Consider the following 22150-nt stretch of genomic DNA (forward strand, 5'->3'; position numbering starts at 1 on the left):
CAATAGGGTATTGAACGTAAGCGAATAAGGAGCGGGTAACGATGGCCAAATCTAAATATTATGTTGTCTGGGAAGGCAAACAGCCAGGTGTATATAGTACGTGGGCAGAATGCAAGGCACAGACAGATCAATATACCGGAGCCAAATATAAGTCATATGAATCCAAAGCCGCGGCAGAAGAAGCATACCGTAAGGGTTGGAAAGGTAACTGGGGCAATGGAGCTAGCAGCTCGTCCAAGACCAAAGCCGGAAGCAGTGGCCGTAGTGCTGGCATGGAAACCTCGGAAGAGGTCGATTATGATAGCATTTCGGTGGATGTAGGTACACGAGGTAATCCAGGACCGGTAGAGTACAAAGGAGTAGATACACGTACAGGTGAGATCATCTTCTCAGTTGGCCCAATCTCAAAAGGCACCAACAATCTTGGAGAATTTCTGGCAATTGTACATGCACTGGCTCATCTTAAGAAAGAGGGCAGTAATAAGACGGTATACACCGACTCAGTCAATGCGATGAAATGGTTGAAGCAAAAGGCGGTATCGACCACCTTGCCGCGAGATTCTTCGACAGAAGAAATCTGGTTGATGATTGATCGTGCTGAGCAATGGTTGCGAACCAACACATACAGCAATAAAGTACTGAAATGGCAGACTAAACAATGGGGCGAAATTAAAGCCGATTATGGCCGGAAATAACCTACTGCTGCGCTCTCTAATCATGATATGTGTTGTCTATTAGAAACGATATTTACAATTTCCAATTTCCATTCTATAATCAGTCAATATGATAAGTTGCACATATGGAGGAGCCTGCCGTCTGCAGGCCCTCTTTATCTTTTTGGGTCATTATTTCTAAGGTTTATATGAAACGAATATGATGAAAATGGGTTAGTTGAGTACACATTGCAGGAGGCAGACATGAGTTCCATTTACAGAAGTGAAGAAGGTAAGAGTTGTATTCTTGAGGAATACGAGGCATATGTAGATCAGTTGGGTGAGGGTATTACGCGTGAGTATGTTGAGACACGTTTTGGACAGACACATGTGCTGTTAACCGGCCCTAAGGACGGCAAGCCGTTATTTATTCTCCAAGGTATGAATTGTGTGAATCCGATGACGCTGTCATGGTTCTCTTCCTTATTTAAGGATTACCGAATTATTGCACCAGATACCATCGGTCACCCTGGTTATAGTGAGGATACCCGAATCTCAGCAAGGTTTGATAGCTTGGCGATGTGGGTTACGGATCTGCTAGAGCATTACGAGATTGAGCAAAGTGCCTTTATTGGTCCTTCCTTTGGCGGTGGAATTATTCTGAGACTGGCAACGTATATTCCGGATCGAATTGCTTGCTCCGTTCTAGTTGCACCAGCGGGACTGATTGCTCGTTCCAAGATGAAAGTGGCTCAGGACTTCATGCTTCCAATTGTGACCTACCGAATGACTTCTTCACCGAATTCGCTGCAAAAAATTGCAGATACCATGTCTTGTAACTGTATGAAGGAAGTAGATAAGAACATCATCGGCAAAATTTTCAAACATGTAAGTCTGGAACAGGATATGCCAAAGTTGACTGATCGAGAAGAACTGGCGAACTATACTGCGCCGACACTGCTCTTGGCAGGCGAGAAGGATATCTTTTTCCCAGGAGATAAGTTGATTGAGAGAGCACGAAAGATTATCCCGAATGTGAGAACCGTTAAGTATGATACCGGACATTATCCATCCCAGGATGTGCTGGTTCATATGAACGAGGAGATCAGGCTGTTCTTACAAGAGAATTATTAAAAGAGATAGATATTGAGCGAAACAATTATACTTTTTGTGCGAATTCATTCATTAAATGTTCCGTTCTGTCGATAACATAAATAGATGATTGAAACAATTATGGTACGAGTAAGGTATGAGTAGTATTAAGAGGATGAAGCAAATATAGTACTACGGTATAATAATTTTATTTTTTCGCAGGATGATGATTCATGTTGCATCATTTGGTTTATATATATGGTTGGCGATCCAATTGCTTGCTGACTGAACAAAATGATGCAACCTGCGGAAAGTTCCTCAGTAAGATAGGGGTGAGACGAAGGAAGTTATGAGAAAAGATAACTACAAAATGGCACTGCAACGCAATGTTATATTGAACGATACATATCAAGTAAGACAAGTCCTAGCTTGCAGCGAGCTGGCTATTGTATACATAGGAAGGGATCGGAATACAGGGGCAAAAGTTGCGATCAAAGAATTCTTCCCTCAACGTCTGGCTTCTCGTCAGTCTGACAAACGGCGTGTGTATTGTTCCTCACGAGGATACAGTGGACAGTATCAAGAGTTACTTGCTTCTTTCCTAATTGAAGGAGAGCTGCTATCTGGTCTGAATCATCCTCATATTATTCAATATGTGGATCATTTTGAAGCTAATGATACCGGCTATCTTGTAATGGAATACTGTACGGGGACGATGTTGAATGATTATTTGAAAGAACGTAATCATGCATTAGATGCTGCTTTTATCAAAGGCACGCTTCTTCCGATTGTCGATACTGTTGAACATATACATAAGCAAGGCATTCTGCATCGGGATCTGAAACCTTCTAACATTATGGTGATGGAGGATGGTACGCCTAAATTACTAGATTTCGGTTCTGCCGTTCGCTGGCCAATGCCATCTGGTGAGAAACAGGTCATTTTCACATCTGCTGGATATTCTCCGCTCGAATTTTATTCAGAGAAGTCCAGTCAAGGGCCGATGTCCGATATATATAGTCTAGCAGCACTGCTTCATTACTGGACATGTGGACAGCCACCGATGGATGTGAAGCAACGTCTATTCCAGGATGAACTCCCGTCAGTGCGTTCGCACAATGAATATGTGAATCCATGGCTCGCTCATGTCATTCACTGGGGACTATCCGTTCGTTCTGAGAAGCGTTGTGCTTCTCTACGGTGGGTAAGAAGGTCATTGCAGATGCAGGCTTTGGTGTGGAAAGTGCGTAAACCGGGCACGGTGGAGTGGTCATTGGCTGAGAATGAACATACGCAAATCTATGAAGCGGAGTCAGGCAAACAGCACGAGACCGCCTGAACCATATCGCGGGTGTACGCTAAGTTTTACATATCATATGCATACGAAAAAAAACAGGTTAGATGAACCCCGGTGGGTTGTATCTAACCTGTTGTATTTGATATGATAGTCAAATTTAATTTATTGGATGGTTAGCTGCTTCAAACAGAATAAGTATCTGTATGCAACAATCCTCAATTTATCGAATGTTCAAGTCCCTTTCGCTACCTACGAATATCTCTAGTTGGGAAGTGAGTTACAATTCGTTCCCAACAGAGCATATCATATTTGACTATGGCTGGTACGTTTCTCTCCGTTGTCCAACTGAAATATTAGTACTCGGTTTAATAGGCTTGTAGCGAATTTCAATCTCGGTAATTCCATCCTCAAAGGTAACATATAACTTCTCATTATACTCCAGAGCCTCCGTGTGGCGCCGTTTCACAGGTGTTCGACCTCGGACGACGGTGCAATTCGTATCATGCCGGATCAGCAATGTTTCTTTTTTGCCTGCTTCCAGCCAGATTCGACCTGCTTCAGGTACCCTCACCCCAATATCCATTCGAGCAAAAAGCTCACTTAAGCTAACTTTTCGACTACTGAGCGAAGTTAGGGGCCAATGGGTAACCGGAATATCTTCACCACTCGCGGTTGCAAGAAAATAACCCTCCAACCTTCCGCGAAACACGGGCTTAGGCTTCAGCACAAACCAATACAAAGCGAAGATTCCACCTGCGGCAAGGATCCCCAAACCAGTAAATAAGAAAATCTTTTCACGTAAAGAATGAATACGCAATGGGATGTCAGTGGTCACACTCGCGCCTTCGGAATCCGTTGCTGTAATCTGAACGAACGAACTACCGGTGTGAAGAGAAGACAAATGCAGCATATTTCCATTAATGCTCGCATGACCAAGTGTACTGGAATCCTGAGCTGCACCGAGCGTATAAGTTAAAGGGTCATTATTGGCATCTTCAAAATATGTATTTAGATCCAGATAAGCATCCCCATCATCTTTGGACAAATCCATGGAAGTGCCCGTACTTACAGGGGCTTGGTTCGTAATATCTACTTCAACCGGAGTGATCTCTCGATAAAAGTCTGGACCGTCGATGCGGAGTCCCCACGTATATAGATCAGACTTCGGAAACGTATAATTCCCCGTAAACCCACTGCCTGTATTCGTTAGAGTTACGCGTTCACTCGTTCCTTCCGATGTGCTAACGATTAGCTCAGCCGCAAGACCTTTGTATACATCCAGATCCTGAATTGGCTTTGGCTCGGTAGCTTGATCGTATAACGCGGCGTTGAACGTAATGCTCTGTCCCTTGACTGGCAGCTCCGTTGCCATATTTGCAGCTGCAGAAACGTTGTAATTGCCGAGCAGGTTAATCTTCACAAGATCTCCGCTGCGTCCTTTGAATTTCAATTTGAACTGTCCTTTAACCGGACGAATAATCTTCATCAAAGCATATTTGTCTGAACGGATAAAGCTCACATTGCTGGATTGATAGTAGAGTTGTGCTTCAGAGATCGCATGATCCGAGAGCATGATGATATTCGCATCCGCCATACTTGAATTCGGAATGTCTACTGTGACTTCTTGCATTGCTCCAGTTGCTGTAACAGCAGCTACAGAAACGAGGACAGATTGAATCTGATCGGCAAAAATTCGATTGAAAATCTCGGGTAAGTCGTCTGCACTCCCGGTGATAAAGGAAGAACCACCTGTTTCTTTGGCAATTCGTTCAAGTTCAGCAGGATTTACAGTTCCATCTCGGTTAAGCCCAACCGTATAGATCGGATAACCGGCTTGTTGTGCCATTTGAATTACCTTGTCGACATCTTTGGAAGAATCGGCAGGTGTTCGATTGGTTGAACCCCTTAAGTCTGTCTCCCCATCAGATAACAAAATCATAAATGGTTTACGTTGATCTGTCTTAGATTGTTCAAGCAAGCTGGCACCTCGGCGTAAACCGAGTCCAAGATCTGTATAACCTGAACGCTTCAATCCATCCACACGGCTGCGAAGATTATTTCGAGCTCCGGAAGATGAGATATCCATTAAAGGTACAGATGACGTGATCTTGTCGTTATAGGCTACAAAGCCAAGTCGGGTCTTAGGTCCACTACTCATATCCATAAACATATGTATAACTTCTTCGGCAATGCGATCTTTGTCAGTCTCATTCATCGAGTAGCTAACATCTAGAACAAACATAGCATCTAGGCCTTCATAAGCCTGGGTCTTGACGGATGAATCTGCGTGCACGTTTCCTATGTCCCAGTTGGGAAGTAAGATGCTCACCACCAGTAGGGTAAGCCATGCTTTTTTGAATTTTATTAATATCATGTGAGGCTTCAAGTCTCCTTTCTATTTGCACACAACTAGCTTATGTTTCTTGAAGTAAATCTACAAAATCTATTTTTTTTCTAATTCCACACGTTTTAACGTGGTTATGCGTAGTTTTGCATTCTCAAAAGAAGTGCAACCTCGCATAGGTTATGTGTTTACATGCTCGAATAGGGGGAATACTCCATCAGTCTTAAATCCTTGAACAAGATCCAAATTATAGGATATTCTATATCATCGGTTCGACTTACAGGGAAATGAAGCGAATTCCAAAAATTAGTTCTATAGGTATATCGAAGGCTATAAAATGAGCTTTTAGACCTATAGTAGGGAATATTGACAAAACATGTCGCTGATGATTAAGATGAATTCCATAAATCTCCAAAGCAAACGGCATAAACTGGTACATAAGTTCCAGTTACATGTTGACAGCTCGTTCTATCGATCGTCTTCCTTCTGCCTAGTTTGATTCTTAAAGATCAAGACCAAAGGCCGAAAAGACGTGCGGAGTGTCAAAAATTGATGGAGGGGGGAAAGCATCCGCCCGAATGAAAGCCTGCTCGTGGGGATGCTGCCTGAATGGACATTATTAATCAAACGAACCGAACGATGCTTTTTGAAGAGATCAATCCCGAGAAGTTGGATCTCATCACAATCGTTGGTGACGTGAAGGGCATTGATAGCCTGAGCGATGACAAAATCAAAGAGATCAACGAGCACTTGCTTGTTCGCAGCTTTGATGAGTTTCTGGATAAGTTCTCACCGAGCGTATATTCATTTTTCAATGCGGTGAACCAGAAAGTCATGTATACGCTTAAAAAACCGGAAGGTATTCCGGATGAAGCCATCTCGGAGATCAAAATTGATCAGAGTAACGATTTTCTAAGAATGTTGTTTACCTTGATCGATACGAAGCGTAGCCAAGGCATTACCAACGTAGATTTCAAGTTTGAGAATCTGCTCGACATGATCTCCCCGAAGAAAGTGATGGATGACATCCGCCAAGTGCGGAAGGAAATTCACTACATGTATGGCCAGCACGAGAAGCTGGATGATGGAGATCCGAAGAAGCTGGATATCGGCGACAAATTGAATGTGATGTTCGAGGAAGCTAGCCGGAATTACAACAATGTCATGGCGATGCTGCCGCTTGCAATTGAAGATATCAAAACCCGTTTGTTATTGGGTCGTGCACAGGAAGAGACCTCTTCCGAAGCGATTCAAGTGGGTCAACTGACCATCGGTGAGAGCGGAGAATTGAAAATTATTGAAGCGCCTAAAGCGGATAACAACGAGTTGATGTTATTGGATGAAGCGAGTAGTACAGATCTGACTCAGGTATTTGCCGAGGATTATAATTCATTGTCCGAGACACCTTCACCTTATGTTCAGGATCTGGTTGTTCGTACATTCTCTCCACTTCCTGCAGTACAGACCGATGTGGATACGTCCGTGGAGGTACAGAACTACAATACATACCTGGAGTTTTACAAAAACGCCAAGGATGACTTTGTCAAAACAGTGAAGCCGTTGGTGGAGAAGATTTTGGGTGTCAAAATGTTCTTTGATCAATATGCAACGAAGAACAAAGGTATGGTTCCTTCCATGCTGATCTCCAACACGAAGCTGGATATGCTTGTGAAGAGTAGCAATATTCCACGCCTAGAGACGTACCTGAACACGGTTAACGCGAAGAATGACTTTTCGGATACGATCTGGTTCGGGATTGTTCCTTCGGTTGAACTGGAGAATACAAGCCAAGTTAAGGTCAGTCGTACTCGTTTCCGCGGTAATGACAAGGTGGTTAAGCAGGACGGGAATAGCATGGAATCCCTGACAATGCTTCTGCAAGTCGTGAAGGACTACAAAGTCCAGGTCTTCTTCAGTTTTGAATCTGGGGAAGAGACGACGTTCAGCAGTATGGCTACCGCTGGCATTGATAAGTACATTGACAAATGTTCTGTGTTAACGCGGAAGGAATACAGTGAGTTTGCGATTCCAAGTGCGCCGAATTTCACCATTATTCCGAAGGAAAAGTCAGGTGTAGTCATCGATAGCCGTATGCTTCAAACCGAGCATGGTGTTGAGCTTTCGAAGGAAAAAGAAGATATCCTGAGACTTTGGATCGAAGGCGTTTATGTAGGAGCATCTTATGTATCTGCTGGTATTGTGGCAGCTTATCAATGTCCAGAGTATCTGCGTGGAGCATTCAAAACGGTCAACCGCGATTATCCAGGGGTGCGTTTTGATATCGAAGCTGGCGATAACAGTCTGCGTGTTGTTACGACGATGACCAAGGAAATTTCGGGTTTCACGAATACCATTAAGGATTCCATTAACCGGAAGAACTTTGGATTTATTTTCTCATCGGAAAATGCTCAGATTCAGGACAGTGATATCAAACGGATCACCGTGTATAAAGCTAGAAGTATGGCGATGTCCGAAGATGGATTTGACTCCTTGTATAAGACACTTGTTAGCACGTACATTGAACGCTTGCTCCGTTTCCAAACCGGTGATTTCAAGCATGAAAATATCGTCAAATTCTTCAGCAATAATCCGAGCAGTCAAAAGAGCCGGTGGCTGGGAACTCGTGGATCGATCAATTCGATCATTCAAGAGGGTGATGACATGAGCTTTATCATCGATGAGAAGAGCAATATGTGCCATATTGACCTGGTCTTTAACGGTAACGTGAAGAACCTTGAGGTCATGATTACCAAAGGCACGAGTGCAATGAAAGTCTAGCTAGTTTAAATATATAAGTTTTAACAGTGTATATAGTTCTTAAAACAACGTATTCAAAACATTAATTTGGTGTTAGAGGCTGCCTTTACCGGCTCGCCTTTATACATATATTTCGTTGTCTTTCCTCAGTTTTTGAAGCAGGATAGCGGACACATTTTTCCTAATCTTAAGGAGGTTTTTATTAATGGGTTTTGTATTGAAAGTAGAAGGCGCAGAAACAATCGAATTGGGAATGGATAATATCCGTACAGTCGTATACGACACAGATACACCAGATGATTCCAATGCACGCTCCACAGATGTGGGCGCAACACTGCGCATTAGCGGCAAAATCATTACAGCAACGGATGGTGACAACGCAGATGACACGATGAAGCTGGCGCTGTGGTCCCTCGTTCCTGCTGAAAAAGCAGATTGCTATCGCAAAGTAACGTTGGAAGTTGTTGCAGCTGACCAAGTGGTACGCAAAATTTACATGCCTAACGCGTTTGTAGTGGATTACACAGAGCGTTTCGGAGATACCGAAGGTGTGGGTGAATTCAGCCTGTTCATCAAACAGAAAAAAGACAAAACGGAGTTCACGAAAATTGAAGGTGGATTCCCGGTTTAATAGGAAACATCTGATGTCCCAGACGAGTGCTACTGGCACTTACATGGGACAAGCATCATAAGTTAAGGGGCCCTGTGCCCCTTAATCTTTATTTTGTACTGATAACAGTAAGGAGGGAGGAGCATTCACATGAGTGATTTTTATGCTGTTCTTGGGGTGAGTCGAGACGCTTCGCCTGAACAGATTAAGAAGTCTTATCGCCAATTAGCCAAAAAGTATCATCCTGACGTGAATGGTGGTGATGCTCAGGCAGAAGCACGCTTTAAGCAGGTTCATGAGGCTTATAGCACACTTGGCAATCCAGAGCTTAAGGCTGCGTATGACCAACAACCTCGATCTGGAGGAAGTAGTAGCTCCAAGGGAACAGGCTCCAATCATGCAACAAGGGAAAACCATGCAGCTTCCGGAGGAAATCCGGTAACTGGCTGGTCAGATCCTTCGCGAATGCATGAGCAATTTGAACAGTTTTTTGGGATCCGACCAAAGGGGAAAGAAAGTCCGAACAGTGGGAATAAAGCCGATTCTCATAAGGGAATGGATATGTCCACCATGTTTGACCGTTATTTCGGAGTTCGAAAAAAGTAGGAAGTTAACAATTTATAAGTGATTTTGGCTCAGGCGGAGGTTATGAAAAGTGAGACAAGGAAGGTCGGTATTGACGATAGGGCTTGATGCATGTGTCGCCATCATTTCGTTAACCGTGCTCTATTACATATTTTTTGTGAACAGGGATATGGGTGCCCAGTGGATTACTGGAAGCATCGTGATTCTCTCGGGAGCGGCTTATCTGTTTTTTAAATACATGCCTGCTACCAAGGCGGAAAAGAAGAAACTATCCTCACGCGTTGTAAAACTTGTACTGCTCGATGATGACGGAACAAGTGTGAAGGAATGGTACATCCAGGGTGAGACAAGTGTGCTTATCGGTAAAAGTTCGAAACATAGTGAGGCAGATATCGATCTGTCAGATACACCTTATGCATCTCTAATCAGCCAACAACATGCCGTGCTTAACAAAGCATCAGGCCAATGGTTTATCGAGGATATCGATTCAGCCAGTGGTGTAGGTGTGCGTAAGGGCAATCAGAGCCGAGCATCCAAATTGGAAATCGAGGAACCCAGTCTAATTGAGGCGGGGGATTTAATTTATATTGCCAATACCCGAATTCTGGTGAAATGACGTTGGCGTACCATCATACAAGCTTACGGGGGAATGAAACGAAATGAGTCTGACAAGATGCGGAAACGGACATATGTTCAGCACGAGACGGCACGGAAATACGTGTCCATATTGCAATCTAGCAGTGGAATCACCAGCTTCAAGTAGTAGTGATGGGGCGGGTGCAATCCCGCGGGCGCCTCGTACATCTGAGGAAGACAAAACCATGCCGTATTTGGGAGAAACGACGGGGATTGAACCAGTAACAGGCTGGCTCGTGTGCATTGAAGGTGCACAGATGGGTCAGGATTATCGGATTATGGCAGAGAAGAACTTTATTGGACGTTCAGAAGAGATGCATGTTCGCATCCTCGGAGATAACACTATTTCTCGGCGTAATCATGCGGTGATCGTATATGATCCCAAAAAGAGAAATTTCTACTTGCTGCCCGGTGATGCCTCTGGCCTTGCGTATCATAACAATGAAGCGGTCTATTCTCCGGTGGAACTGGCTGCATACGATGTCATTCAATTAGGTCGAAGTAAATTCATCTTCATTCCATTGTGCGGTGTGCACTTTGAATGGGAGCAGCAGTGAATACGTTCATGATTCTCTGGAACGACAAGGAGCTAACCCCTTATTGGGTGATCTTAGCAGGCTGTCTGTCCATTGGATTACTATTATTCGTCCGAAGCCGGATTCCGGTAAGGCAGCGTGACGATAGACCGGTTGGAGTTCAGATTGGGAATGGACAGACCATTGGAGCTCGAAGTGAGCAAGATGATTATTTTGCCTGTGCTGTAGAGCCTTATGGCGTACTTGCGGTACTTGCTGATGGAATTAGTGGATTATCGGGTGGAAAGGTTGCGAGTACGACAGCCGTTGAAACCTTCGTCCGTGAGTTTGAGACACTGGATCGATTCCCAGACCCGGACGAGTTCTGGAGTGAGTCTGCGCACTTAGCGAATCAAGCTATTCTCCGTAATCTGCTTGGTGTTCCAGGAGGCACAACCTTAGTCTCAGTCATGATTCGGGGAAGAGATCTCTATTGGGGAGCCGTTGGAGATAGTATTTTATCTGTATTTCGCAAAGGTGAACTTATTCCAATCAATCACAAACATACGCTGGAAAGTCAGCTAGAAGAACAATACATGTCTGGACAGATATCGGAGCAGGAGGCACTGGATAACCCGCAGCGCAAAAGGCTGGTCAACTATTTGGGATACGACCATTTCAAGCAAATGGAAATCGCGGACGAGCCGTTTGCGTTGCATCCGGCGGACAAGATTGTGTTATGCAGTGATGGTGTATATAACTCGCTCACGGAGATGGAACTGGAAACCATATTGGCGCAAAGTATTCCGCCATTTGATGCTGCACAGGCCATTATTGATCTAATTGAAGAAAAACAGCTCGTGCATCAGGATAATGCCACGATTATCATTTTGGAGCAAGGATGGTAAGGGATAAGGCAGCGCACAGGGACGGGAAATGGGGAGACGGATGAGGAAGGAGAACAGTGAATTTAATACAGCGTTTGTCTCGGAAGCGGGGTCTTTCCTGAAAAATCGAGATTTCTACGGTTGTGTGGAACTGGAGGATTGGGCTTGTTATGTCATGGCAGATGGACTGGACACGGACACAGAGGTGAACAGCGCACAGATTACGGTGCAGACCATTCTTGAATCCTTTCTAGAAAAGCCAACGATGTCAAAACGCAGACTCACCGAATATATCAAGATCGCCCATGAATGGTTACAGTATGAGAGCCGCCGGGTCAGACTCAAAGCGGGATTCGTCATTGTGGTCACAGATTATACACGTATGGTCTGGGCATCGGCTGGACATAGCCGCTTGTATCATTTTCGAGGCAACCGTATTGCCCTGAAAAGCAAGGATCATAGTGTGGCCGCCAAGCTTGCTGCGGAAGGACAGATTGCAGAGGATCGTGTAGATCAGCATGATGAACGCGGGAATCTGAATGAATATGCGGGCAAACCCGGTATGATTAAGCCTTATGTATCCGACAAAATCAAGCTTGCCGACGGAGATGTGCTTGTACTCTGTACGCCTGGTCTGTGGGAAGGTGTACAGGATGCCGAGATGATCGATGCCGTGGAGGGAGCCAATGATCCACAGACGCTAGCAGATACCCTCGAAGAAGTGATGCTGAGCAAGCAGCGTTCGCGAATCGAGAATTACAGTGCGGCTGCTATCTATGTGAACAAAATCTTTCACGAAGAGCCTAAGAATCGGAAAAAGTGGATTAAGCGGATTGCGATTATGTTAATCATGCTTCTCATTTTTGGTGGGGCGGGCATATTCTATGCGGTAAAAAGCGCAGCCAAGAAGGCTGAGTTAGTTGTAGATATGTTGCAATACGAGCAGAATGCTGACCAGTATGTGAAGGAACAGGAGTACGCCAAGGCGGTCTCGGATTACAGTCTAGCACGCAACAATTCTATTAAGGTCAAAGACCCGATACATAAGAAGCTATTTACTGAAAAAATGGCTGCTGCTCAGACGCTCGTCGATGGAGACGCTCATCTGAAGGAAGGCGATATTACGAAGGCAACGGCTAGCTATACGAAGGCACTCGAATTGACGGAGTCATACAGCATGTTCAATAGAGAAGTTATTTCAGAACGACTGGAGCAAATGACGACCTTCCAACAAGTGCAGGATTGGATTACCGAAGGGGATCTGAAACTCCAGAACGGGGACTACAGTGGGGCTATTATTTTGTATAAACGGGCTCGAACAGCCGCAACGGAGACAGCTTATAAGGATGCCCTGAAGGAGATCGCCACCAAACTGGAGACGGCAGAGACGAAACGTGCAGATATCAAACGCCAGTCGCGCCAGCTTCAAGCAGATACGTTGGAGCAGAAGGGTGACCGATTCAATGAAGCGGGCGATTATGCGGGTGCGCTAACAGCCTATGAGAAAGCACAGGAAATATATCAGGAGATTGACATGCTGGAACGTGTGCTTGCGATGGAACGCAAAATTAACAAATTGGACGAAAAGCTCAATCCACCCGTACCCGCGGCTGACCTAAATACGGATACCGCGGGATTCGGATCAGCGGATATGTCAGGGATGAACACAGATCTGTCGAGCAGCACAGGCGGGATGAACACGAATAATTCGGTGGGAAGCAGTTCTTCCAATACATCCAACACATCCAATACTACCAATGGTGACACGAATTCATCCGTAGGAACTGGAGCTACGAATGCGGTTAGCAATAATACAACTGAAATAGAGTCTGAAGAGCAGCCAACAACGGAAGGAGGAGATTCATAATGAAAGACATTATCCGTGACCGCCTCAATAAGATGGAGGATCTTGAACAACGTAGCATGCTAAAGAACCTTATGACTGGCGTTTTTCTGAATTTGGTTGAATACCAGGAGACGCTGAATAAGCAGATTGAGCAGCGTGTGTTCGATGAGGTGGAGAATCAGGAGGGTAAGTATGACATCCACATTACTCTAATTGACAGAGAAGATTATGATCCTATTCATGAATTCCTACGACCGATGCTAGTTTCCGATTTGGATAATCAGACTCTTAACATCAGCGGTGTTGCGGAACTAGTACGTAACGGAGGAGAGCTTCCTTTATTTTCAATGTTTTTGGAAATGGATACTAGGCTGATCTGGGAGTTGATCCTAAGTGAGAGAGTATTTAAGGGCACTATGATTACGAATGCTGGTACGTACCCTCTATATTTTAAATTACAACAGAACCTATCTTATTTACATGAAATAGAAAAACTCTATCAATCGTTCATGTTGAATGGAATGAACTGGAGAACAATCAATCTTCCTTATCTTTATAAGTTTGTGAATTGTGTGCTCATTGGGGGAGACGGTGAACCTGCAAAACATGAAGAGGTAAAAGAAATTGTTGTGTTACTAGAAGAGTACGAGGTTTATAAGCGATCTGGGGTTATTCCGTTGTGGAATCTGGAACGAATAAATCAAAGAAATACGGGTTTCCCTATGCCAGCCATAGACCGAATTAATTTTGAACATACACTTTCATTACGTCACGAAGGCATTGAACATGGATATTTGGTGGATGCCAGCGAAGCTGATGTTAGATACATTCTGCGATCAGAAGATCGTTTAGTTATTGTTACTTCTTGTAATGAATCTGGTGAATGGGGACTTGTGAAAATTATTAAGCCTTCTATGACAAACTTGACTCATTTTCCTTATCCAGTATTCACAAATCGGCGTAAAGAACAGTTCGCCGTTCGCTTAGCTGAAAATAAGGGGCAAATCATACGATCTAAGGCGGAGATTCTGCGAATTGTGAATTCTCTTGAATCAGCAGAGGGAATTGAATTGGTCGAAATTCAAATTCATGATTCAATGAAAAAAGGTACAGAATTCGGTAATACGTCTTCATTAACATATCCGTTAAATCCATTTGTTAGTGATGGTATTCGAACGGATCACGGTAAACCTATTATGAAATTAGGCTTTAAGTTGGAGGCGAAGGACAGGGGAAGATTTCCAGAGTTTTTAGAGGTGGATGTATTAAGTTTTATTGTTGCAGAAATTCAGAGGTGTTTCCCCGACTACAGATGTGAAGGTGAGTACCTGTGAACTATATTTGGGATGTCATGTTAAATGCACAGTTGAAAGGTATAGATTCAAGCAACATAAATTTTATACCCGCTGAGAACTATTCACCATATATGGAGCTTAGTTTAGAGGATCTGAACGTACGTGAAATCGAGCAGACGATTGAAGTAAATCCTTATTATCGTTTTTACTCTATATTTAAAAACTTGTTTCTTCCAGATGATAAAGAGGTTTACGAGTTGAGAGAGAATCTATTTGATATCCTTGTTCACTTCCTAGGATTGATTGATTTGCACCAAGGGATGAACAAACGAGAGTATTATATTCGTTTTTTCAAGAGAGATCTATCCGAGGGCGTGTATGGGAGCAAAATAGCATCTATCTTCAATGACCTTACTAGGGAGGAACAGGATAAAATCTCAGAGGGATTATTAATGGTTTACGAGACAGGAGAATTGATCCATTTCCTTAAGCAGACAATGAGTAAGGTTTTTAAGAAGTCAATAATATATGCGAATTGTGAAGAGAAAAATGAGTTGCTGATCTACATGGGACAGGAAAAAACAGCAGATGCAAATTCGAAAGTCGAATTGATCATGGCTTTGTTTTTACCTCTGCATTTTACAATAGAGATCTATTGGAACTATCATTTTGGCATTTTAGAAGAGGAAAACACGATGAAAATTGAGGGAATAGCTCTTTACTAGGTTCCTTGAAAATAAGTAGTACCTCGTTTGATGAAAGGAAACGTGAATGATGAACGGACCTTATAAGTATAGGCTGCATCAACCAGACACAGATCATAAAGGTAGTCCATTCGCGACCAGATATACAAGAGTGGAGCTTGAGCAAATGACAACTTTCCAGTTGAAGGAGATATGCCATAAGCAGCGTCTTGTAGAAGGTTTGGCCAACCGTCTGGAGCGGAATTCACTCATCAGCCTAATTTTAAGATTTAGGAGTGCCGAGGAACATCTTCTAATTAGGCGTCATCATGATGACGGCTTCGAAAGAATTGGCTCCATTTTGCAACAACATTGGAAGAATCAACGATTGAGGGAGGCAATGATTCGTGTTCCCGCCAGAATAACATTATATAAAGGCGTGAGAACCGGACAGAATGATCGTTATTTAATCCAATCTGATGAAATATGGCTCAATACTTCTAATGTTTTTTTGGTTAACGGAAACGGCGAGTTATGCGGTATTATGAATATTTTAAAAGATGAGAAACGTCAGGGATATTATTATCTTTCGCGTGATGAAGACAGCGATTTATTGGAAAAATCCAACAGAGATTATCGTTTGTTGTTTTTGAGAAAACAGGATTCGGATTATTTCTATCACGTGTATTACGATGATCGACCCATGCTTCCATTGAACTTTCAGGCGGCATGCGTGCCCGTCTCCGAATTAGTCATCAGGGATACCGAAACGACAGAGGCGGTTCTAGCCATTGATTTTGGCACATCCAATACAACAGCTGGAGCATATTTGGATGATGAATATGTTTCGAAGCCGGAGAGAAGTATTCATTCATCAGTTCAGATTAATTCCATTAATTATGTTTCGTTTCCACAAAGAAAGGGACAAGAATGGGCAGAAGTGTTACCGACCGCAGTTCGTGTTTTGGACTGTTCGAACTCGCAACATATTGTATATTCTTACGGTGAAGAAGCTCTTGGAGACCATGAATTTGGAGGTACACGAGCGAGTGTCTTTAGAGGGATTAAGCGATGGATCAACAATTATAAGGTTAAAGAAGAGATAATTGATTCTCAAGGAAATACAGCCATTGTTGATCGTACTGAAATCATTGGAGGTTTTTTACGATACGTGATCGGAACAGCGGAACAGCAATTTAAGTGCCGATTTAAGATTCTGCATTTTACCGCTCCAGCCAAATTACAGACACAATTTATTGAGATGTTCAAACATGTCCTTCCCGAGTATACAATCATTGAAGATCAGTCTTTGGATGAAGGCTTAGCTGTTTTGTATAATACGCTAGCTGACCAGATGGATCGAGGCACCTTTGCAGACGGTGAGGAATATCAAGCGCTTGTGATGGATTGTGGTGGAGGAACAACGGATTTATCTTCATGTCGTTTCCGAATTGAGGATGGGAGAATAGCCTACAAACTCGATATTCATACGAACTACGAAAATGGGGACATGAACTTTGGTGGCAATAATCTCACATACCGGATTATGCAATTTATGAAAGTTGTATTTGCAGATTATTATGCGACCGAAGGACGTTATTCTGATACGGATATTGATAATCTAATCGGTATTCCGGGGGGAGATTTATATCGACATGTTGATGAATTTGGAATTGATGTAGTTTACGAAAAATTAGAGAGACGTTATTTAGAAGCCGGGCAGATTTTGCCGACTGCATTCAAAAACTATGAAAGTGCAACACGTGAAGAGTACCAGAGAGTTTTGAACAATTTTCATCTTCTTTGGGGTGCGGCCGAAAATATGAAAAAGGAATTTTTTCATCGAACAGGCATATTACGCAGTAAATTTGAAACGGAACGTAGTGCAGTTGTGGAAACGGATCTAAATATCGAGGTAATGGATCAATGGCTGATATCCATCGTTGAAAACGGCCGCTTTAGGGATGAATATCACCTTCCAGGTGTTGTATTTAACATTAGAGAGATTCATCACCTACTTAAAGCGGACATCTATAATATTGTTCGAAAATTCCTAGATGAATTCTATCACAAGGGTACCTTACAAAACTATTCAATCATCAAACTTACGGGACAGTCTTGTCGAATTGATCTGTTTCGCGAGGCGCTCAAGGAATTTATTCCGGGGAAAAGCATTGAATTTAAGCAAAAGGCAGAAGAGAGACAAAAAACCCCTGAATTAAAAATGTCGTGCCTTAAGGGCGCTATACGCTATCTCAATTCCAAGAAGATGGGTATGATAGATCCTCATATTATTCATGAAGATCCAGTAGTCCCATATACGATAAGTTCCTTAACGCATGCTGGTTTGGAAAAGAATCTTATCGAAGGGTTGAACGGAAAGAAAACCTCAGGCTTTATATCACGTCCTTCTCATGTTTCAGAGATCGAATTTAATCTTACTTCGATGGATGGTAAACAACGAGGACGCTATCTATACCACAATCAACCAGAAGCATATGAGATGAAGTCTTATGAAGAGATCGCAGTTAAGTTTGGACGTTTCATATTACAAGATGACACTGACTCAATTCGTAACGGTGAAAGTAAGTTTTTTGTATTTGCTGGTGAACAGCGTTGGGGATTTGTCGTTGTGCCAGTAGCGAGAAAAAATGAACAACTTCATTTAGGTCCCAAGAAGTTTTTTCCTTTCGAACTGGAAACTTCCGAACTCGATTTCTTCGATGGTTCTAAGTGATCCTTTGTTCAAAGCAAAGATAGGGAGGAGGAATGGGATGTGTTAGTACACATTGTTCCCCGATTCGAGAAGGGGCGAATACTGCGTACCGAAATGTTAGAGAATCTTAGAGATTTTCCTCGATCTTTTCTCGACGTTAGATTTGAAGAATATTCAGATGGAATATTAACTGGCTTAAACGTAACGGTAGAAGATCAGGTTCTCATTGTAAGTAAAGGCATACTTAAGCATGCTGGTCGCCTTTATTTGCTAGAAGATGATATTTCGATTCCATATGTTGCTAATGATAGAGTCGCCGTACTGAAAATGATATTTCTTGAGCCGACTCGAAGGTCTGATTTTACAGCACATCATGCGGAAATTGTATTAGAAGGAGAAGAATCATTAGGTCTTGAAGAGATAGAATTAGGGAGATTTAAGTTAAAGCCAGGTGCACTTCTTCGGTCTGATTATCAGAATTTTGCGGATATTGCTACCGAATATAATACATGGTGCGATTTGCGTGCCCCTTACTCCGCAATTTTGGCGCCAACCTTGAGACCAGAAATTTTGCGTTTTTTTGCTTCTGAGATGTTGCAATTTCATTCTGGAGATGTGCCGGATCATGTTTTTTCATTCACCTGTTTGAATTCGGAAAGGGTATCTCGTCAGGTTATTGATCAGTATATACGTCTCAAAACGGGAATAAATTGCGTGGAGTATTCAAATGTTCAATTGCATAAACAATTGGCGATGATATTGGATGAATCAAACCGAAATACGAAGATAGCTGGTTCATGGATGAATAGCCGCAAAGGAAGAATGATTGTGGATTAATTATTGGAAGGGAGGCGGCGAAGTTGCCTTATCTGGATGAGGAAATAGCCAAGATCGAAAAACAGCGAAGACAGGAATTACGGGAGAAAAAAGAAAGTAAGTCGCACAATCAAAACCTGAAAGAGAAACCTGTAATGGAGCAAGCTCCATGTCCGCAAGAAATTTTGGAGGGTGTCCGAAGTGGAGTCCTCTTAGTGGAAGGGGTAGAAGTAATATTTGAGAAAACTAGCATTATGCAAACAGGTATTAGTATGATGTTACCCCAAGATTTCGTACAAACTTTAGAAGATTCTGAACACCTTGTCTACAGTAACGAGAAGTTAGAAATGAATTTGATCTTACAGTGGGTTAAACCAATTCGTGCTATGTCGATGGGAGAATTCAAAGAGATTATGAAGCAACAGTTTCAATCTATAGAATTAGCTATGAATTGGATGGAGGACGGAGATATAACTCCGTGTGATTTTCAAACCAAGTATTGTGTATTTAGTAGTTCAGTGGCTAATGGGCATATATTTAACTATCAAGCATTTATAGAGAAAGACGACCACCAGCTTATTTTTAATGTAAATGGTAATTTAAATCGTTGGAGCCATTGGAAACCGGTAGTAACAGGCATGCTATCTTCGATGGAGGTGACAGTTTCATGAGTTCAGAAGCTTTAACCTACGAAAATATTAAAATAACACCATTTGACCAAATGAGGCTGGAGCAATTCTCAATTGAACAGAAGGTAAACGAGCATGGAAAGGTAACGTTATCGGGAACAATTACTAAAGAGCAACATGATGAGTATATGCAGTCCGTGCAATCACTTACTCCAGTAAATGTGCAACAAGTCATGGAAAATGGGAATACGAAAAAGTTGTTCTGTGGTTTGATTACAATGTTAGAAATGCGTAAGGTACAGGATGTCTACTATTTACAGGCTGAAGCCCATACGTATTCATATATGCTAGACCTCAAGCGTAATACTCGTTCATTTCAAAACCCCTCACTTAATTATAACGCGCTAGCTAGGGAAGTTGGTAAAAGCTATAAAGGATATGACGTCATATACGCTGTAGGACGGGATGATAGTATTGGAAAGTTTGTTCTACAATATTATGAAACGGACTGGACTTTTTTGAAGCGAATGGCGGCCCGTATGAATACAGTATTATTACCAGCAGCGCATCTGGACAGTGTGAAAATTTACTTTGGTGTACCTGACGATGATTCAGATGAGCAACTGGAAAACTATAACTATGTCGTCAAAAAAGATATGTCCTCTTACCTTTCACAATCTCGAAACAGTAGTTCTACCATCCATGAATCTGACTTTGTACATTATGAAGTGACAACTCATCGCGTTTTAAACCTAGGTGATGTAATCCGATTCAAAGGGCGCCCTTACTGTATTCAACAAAGTAGATCCTCCATGGAGAAGGGGCTTCTTGTGCACCACTATACGATAACGAGCCGCAAAGGTATGAATAAAGCACCTCTCTATAATGAGAGTATACGTGGCGCTTCAATCGGAGGGCGCGTCCTTGCCATTCAGCGAGATACTGTTAAAGTCCATTTGGAGATTGACGGGCAAGGTCAAGAAAGCACAGCTTATTCTTTTCCATATGCCACTTCATATGCATCAGAAGATGGTAGTGGATGGTACTGTATGCCTGAGAAGGGGGATAGTGTCCGTGTCCACTTTCCGAGTACCCGTGAGGCTGAGGCCTATGCCATAAGCTCAGTTAATACCTATTCTGAGGAAAGTGCATTGTCTCAGCCAAGTGCATCGAACACAGGGAATCAAGGTGGGATGATGGTTGCAGCTGGAAACAGTGGTGGTTCAGGTAATGCTGCTTCCTCGGGTGACCGAATGGCTGATCCTAGCGTACGCTATTTTCGAAATCCGGCAGGTATGGAAGTCAAGCTCACACCAGAAGATGTTCAAATATCAGCTAACAACGGAAAATCAATTATAAAACTAGAGGCTAATGGTGCTATTACTATTATGGGGCAAAAAGAGGTCTCTCTTCATTCGCAAGAAAATGTTCGTATTCGTGCCGAAAAAACACTTCTCTTAACAGCCAAGGATCAAATTGTAATTAGTAGCGACAAAGGCGGAAAAGTTTCGCTGGATGACTCAGGTAATGTAACGATGGCTGGCACAGAAGTGTTTACCAATAGCTAGATGTGAAGCAGATCATCATCTTACATTGTTCAAGAGGAGGTGTTTCATGTCATGAGACGGACGGAAGCTTTGAATAAACTTCATGAGGAATGGATTCCGCATAACAGACCCATTTTCATTGGTGATTTGCATCAGAGTTTGGAAAAGGATCTAGAGGAACTGCACAAGAAGGCTCTACATGTGTTTACAGAAGGTTGTTCCAAAGCGCTACATATGCAAGCCATTGGACGAAAAGGGAAGATAGGACATATTCATATCACGTTTTTTAGAAATCGAATTATTCGGAAGGATTTTCGATGCAGGATCTACTGGTATGAACAGGATCTCTATGCTGACTTGGTGGAGTGTTATATGGAATATGATGCAAGCTGGGCATTTCAACATTTAATGAAGTTTCATGCTTCTATTTTGCAAGAGAGCAAAAAGTACATTGGAAAAATACTGGAGGCGGACTTGACTCTAATTATGAGGCAGGAAGCTTCACTCTACATGAACTACATTACCAATTTATTTAGGCATGTTATAAAAGTTGCGGTAGAACAAGACATATTTCTTCAGTTGGATAAAGAAGAAGAACTGTATATTCGATCAGGCGAACACAAGGATTACAATGAGTTGATCTACAAGTATGAATCCCGCTTGGTAGATACGGAAGATATAAAACAACGGCTTATCCCGAATGAGCATGATGAATATATACATGGTAATTTCAGAAATATTGATTTGCAAGAGATTTATTTTAAATTAGTGAATCTCTGTTATGCGTATTTTACTAACACAAATCTGACGAGCAGTTTACTTGTAGGTTGCCCACTGATTGGTACCGACTTTAGGAATGCACAACTAACCAAAGCTAATTTTGGACACAGCCTCATTCATGGTGCAGATTTTGGGGGAGCTGACCTAACTGAAGCACAGTTTGAGGAGGTTCAGGCAAGTTATGTAATGCCAACCATAGAAGAATTTCATATTCCACCGTTCATGCCTACCCGATTTGTAGGAGCAAATCTAACGAATGCTGTATTTGTGAACGCTGATCTGAGAGGAGCTGATTTCAGGGGAGCTATATTCCACGGAACAAGCTTTAGCGAATCTCGCCTGGATGGGGCTCATTTCTGTGAACAGGATCTCAAATTAATACAACTGAGTCCAGAACAGAGAAAAGGATTAAAGATTTACTCCTAATGAAAAAAACTTTTCAAAAATCCTGATGCGATTAGG

At 42.6% G+C, this 22150-nt stretch carries 18 protein-coding genes; 17 read left to right on the forward strand and 1 reads right to left on the reverse strand.

The features are described from left to right. Window positions 1–41: 41 nt before the first annotated feature. From rnhA to J2T19_RS13520, 3 genes are all read left to right on the forward strand, one after another. On the forward strand, window positions 42–695 hold the full coding sequence (gene rnhA / locus J2T19_RS13510) for a ribonuclease H (RefSeq protein ID WP_307216472.1): 654 nt from the start codon (window positions 42–44) through the stop codon (window positions 693–695). 222 nt (window positions 696–917) lie between these two features. Continuing rightward, complete coding sequence (locus J2T19_RS13515) at window positions 918–1787, forward strand: alpha/beta fold hydrolase (protein WP_307216474.1); 870 nt, start codon at window positions 918–920, stop codon at window positions 1785–1787. A 328-nt stretch (window positions 1788–2115) separates the two neighbouring features. Then, window positions 2116–3084, forward strand: coding sequence for a serine/threonine protein kinase (locus J2T19_RS13520; RefSeq protein ID WP_307216476.1), 969 nt, complete (start codon window positions 2116–2118; stop codon window positions 3082–3084). Window positions 3085–3355: 271 nt separating this feature from the next. On the opposite strand, the gene J2T19_RS13525 is transcribed toward J2T19_RS13520, so the two are convergent. After that, complete coding sequence (locus J2T19_RS13525) at window positions 3356–5416, reverse strand: vWA domain-containing protein (protein WP_307216477.1); 2061 nt, start codon at window positions 5414–5416, stop codon at window positions 3356–3358. 579 nt (window positions 5417–5995) lie between these two features. Between J2T19_RS13525 and J2T19_RS13530 the strand changes: the two genes are divergently transcribed. From J2T19_RS13530 to J2T19_RS13595, 14 genes are all read left to right on the forward strand, one after another. Next, window positions 5996–8164: a transcriptional regulator gene (locus tag J2T19_RS13530; protein WP_307216478.1), complete on the forward strand. Its 2169-nt coding sequence runs from the start codon at window positions 5996–5998 to the stop codon at window positions 8162–8164. Window positions 8165–8348: 184 nt separating this feature from the next. Next, the gene (locus tag J2T19_RS13535) at window positions 8349–8774 is read left to right on the forward strand and encodes a hypothetical protein (protein ID WP_056695746.1); all 426 of its coding nucleotides are present in this window, start codon (window positions 8349–8351) and stop codon (window positions 8772–8774) included. Window positions 8775–8903: 129 nt separating this feature from the next. Further along, window positions 8904–9359, forward strand: coding sequence for a J domain-containing protein (locus J2T19_RS13540; RefSeq protein WP_307216480.1), 456 nt, complete (start codon window positions 8904–8906; stop codon window positions 9357–9359). Between the two features lie 49 nt (window positions 9360–9408). Continuing rightward, on the forward strand, window positions 9409–9954 hold the full coding sequence (locus tag J2T19_RS13545) for an FHA domain-containing protein (RefSeq protein ID WP_235540531.1): 546 nt from the start codon (window positions 9409–9411) through the stop codon (window positions 9952–9954). Between the two features lie 43 nt (window positions 9955–9997). Then, window positions 9998–10531, forward strand: a complete 534-nt coding sequence (locus tag J2T19_RS13550) for an FHA domain-containing protein (protein WP_145046582.1) — start codon at window positions 9998–10000, stop codon at window positions 10529–10531. Continuing rightward, window positions 10516–11397 carry a PP2C family protein-serine/threonine phosphatase gene (locus J2T19_RS13555; protein WP_307216483.1) on the forward strand — a complete coding sequence of 294 codons (882 nt, stop codon included), beginning with the start codon at window positions 10516–10518 and terminating at the stop codon, window positions 11395–11397. Before J2T19_RS13550 ends, J2T19_RS13555 begins: the two co-directional genes overlap by 16 nt. Window positions 11398–11425: 28 nt before the next feature. Beyond that, a complete protein-coding gene (locus J2T19_RS13560) occupies window positions 11426–13243 on the forward strand; it encodes a serine/threonine protein phosphatase (protein WP_307216485.1) in 1818 nt (605 codons plus the stop codon). Continuing rightward, window positions 13243–14556 carry a normocyte-binding protein gene (locus J2T19_RS13565; RefSeq protein WP_307216487.1) on the forward strand — a complete coding sequence of 438 codons (1314 nt, stop codon included), beginning with the start codon at window positions 13243–13245 and terminating at the stop codon, window positions 14554–14556. Before J2T19_RS13560 ends, J2T19_RS13565 begins: the two co-directional genes overlap by 1 nt. After that, on the forward strand, window positions 14553–15242 hold the full coding sequence (locus J2T19_RS13570; RefSeq protein ID WP_307216489.1) for an iron-dependent peroxidase: 690 nt from the start codon (window positions 14553–14555) through the stop codon (window positions 15240–15242). Before J2T19_RS13565 ends, J2T19_RS13570 begins: the two co-directional genes overlap by 4 nt. Before the next feature lie 49 nt (window positions 15243–15291). Next, window positions 15292–17937, forward strand: a complete 2646-nt coding sequence (locus tag J2T19_RS13575; RefSeq protein WP_307216491.1) for an acetate and sugar kinases/Hsc70/actin family protein — start codon at window positions 15292–15294, stop codon at window positions 17935–17937. Window positions 17938–17976: 39 nt separating this feature from the next. Beyond that, on the forward strand, window positions 17977–18753 hold the full coding sequence (locus J2T19_RS13580; RefSeq protein ID WP_307216493.1) for a DNA and RNA helicase: 777 nt from the start codon (window positions 17977–17979) through the stop codon (window positions 18751–18753). Window positions 18754–18776: 23 nt separating this feature from the next. Further along, a complete protein-coding gene (locus J2T19_RS13585) occupies window positions 18777–19403 on the forward strand; it encodes a hypothetical protein (protein ID WP_145046572.1) in 627 nt (208 codons plus the stop codon). Then, window positions 19400–20929, forward strand: coding sequence for a contractile injection system protein, VgrG/Pvc8 family (locus J2T19_RS13590; protein ID WP_307216496.1), 1530 nt, complete (start codon window positions 19400–19402; stop codon window positions 20927–20929). Before J2T19_RS13585 ends, J2T19_RS13590 begins: the two co-directional genes overlap by 4 nt. A 51-nt stretch (window positions 20930–20980) precedes the next feature. Continuing rightward, the gene (locus tag J2T19_RS13595; protein ID WP_145046568.1) at window positions 20981–22114 is read left to right on the forward strand and encodes a pentapeptide repeat-containing protein; all 1134 of its coding nucleotides are present in this window, start codon (window positions 20981–20983) and stop codon (window positions 22112–22114) included. Window positions 22115–22150: the final 36 nt, after the last annotated feature.

This window comes from Paenibacillus tundrae, from assembly GCF_030812775.1.
Lineage (GTDB): Bacteria > Bacillota > Bacilli > Paenibacillales > Paenibacillaceae > Paenibacillus > Paenibacillus tundrae_A.

What these genes read in the sequence shown, in the direction of transcription:
- rnhA (WP_307216472.1), top strand. Translation starts at nt 42, where the DNA reads ATGGCCAAATCTAAATATTATGTTGTCTGGGAAGGCAAACAGCCAGGT.
- J2T19_RS13515 (WP_307216474.1), top strand. Translation starts at nt 918, where the DNA reads ATGAGTTCCATTTACAGAAGTGAAGAAGGTAAGAGTTGTATTCTTGAG.
- J2T19_RS13520 (WP_307216476.1), top strand. Translation starts at nt 2,116, where the DNA reads ATGGCACTGCAACGCAATGTTATATTGAACGATACATATCAAGTAAGA.
- J2T19_RS13525 (WP_307216477.1), bottom strand. Translation starts at nt 5,416, where the DNA reads ATGATATTAATAAAATTCAAAAAAGCATGGCTTACCCTACTGGTGGTG.
- J2T19_RS13530 (WP_307216478.1), top strand. Translation starts at nt 5,996, where the DNA reads ATGGACATTATTAATCAAACGAACCGAACGATGCTTTTTGAAGAGATC.
- J2T19_RS13535 (WP_056695746.1), top strand. Translation starts at nt 8,349, where the DNA reads ATGGGTTTTGTATTGAAAGTAGAAGGCGCAGAAACAATCGAATTGGGA.
- J2T19_RS13540 (WP_307216480.1), top strand. Translation starts at nt 8,904, where the DNA reads ATGAGTGATTTTTATGCTGTTCTTGGGGTGAGTCGAGACGCTTCGCCT.
- J2T19_RS13550 (WP_145046582.1), top strand. Translation starts at nt 9,998, where the DNA reads ATGAGTCTGACAAGATGCGGAAACGGACATATGTTCAGCACGAGACGG.
- J2T19_RS13555 (WP_307216483.1), top strand. Translation starts at nt 10,516, where the DNA reads ATGGGAGCAGCAGTGAATACGTTCATGATTCTCTGGAACGACAAGGAG.
- J2T19_RS13560 (WP_307216485.1), top strand. Translation starts at nt 11,426, where the DNA reads ATGGGGAGACGGATGAGGAAGGAGAACAGTGAATTTAATACAGCGTTT.
- J2T19_RS13565 (WP_307216487.1), top strand. Translation starts at nt 13,243, where the DNA reads ATGAAAGACATTATCCGTGACCGCCTCAATAAGATGGAGGATCTTGAA.
- J2T19_RS13575 (WP_307216491.1), top strand. Translation starts at nt 15,292, where the DNA reads ATGAACGGACCTTATAAGTATAGGCTGCATCAACCAGACACAGATCAT.
- J2T19_RS13590 (WP_307216496.1), top strand. Translation starts at nt 19,400, where the DNA reads ATGAGTTCAGAAGCTTTAACCTACGAAAATATTAAAATAACACCATTT.
- J2T19_RS13595 (WP_145046568.1), top strand. Translation starts at nt 20,981, where the DNA reads ATGAGACGGACGGAAGCTTTGAATAAACTTCATGAGGAATGGATTCCG.